This is a genomic window from Pseudoalteromonas sp. BMB, from assembly GCF_001709235.1.
GTDB lineage: Bacteria > Pseudomonadota > Gammaproteobacteria > Enterobacterales > Alteromonadaceae > Pseudoalteromonas > Pseudoalteromonas maricaloris.
The window spans coordinates 1-286 of the sequence record NZ_MBQA01000061.1 but is presented as its reverse complement, the minus strand read 5'-3'; the positions used below and the strand labels follow the sequence as shown (position 1 = coordinate 286).

Below are 286 nucleotides of genomic sequence, written 5' to 3'. Positions count from 1 at the left end.
CTCTTTTCCACCCACATAATAGGAGCCACAAAACACATCAGCGCCGCAGCATTGGCAGTTAGCTATGCACCGATCTCCTAGTTGTCTGCTGCATCTTGTAGGTGTTTCTGCTTCGCCGCGCTGCTGAAGTTCTTCCAAAAACTCATCTGAGACAGCAGCAATTTCATTTCTGTCCTTTGAAGGAGATGAGATAACCCCAACAACTAAAACCGCAATTATAAGTACATTACGCAACTGCATCGTGAATAAGCTTCTGAAAGTCTCAGTTTTTAGTTGTCACCTCCTG

General features: G+C 44.8%; 1 protein-coding gene. It reads right to left on the bottom strand.

What is annotated here, in order from left to right:
• On the bottom strand, window positions 1-240 hold a 240-nt coding region (locus BB427_RS24600), incomplete at its 3' end, for a hypothetical protein (protein WP_217492889.1).
• Between the last annotated feature and the right edge of the window lie 46 nt (window positions 241-286).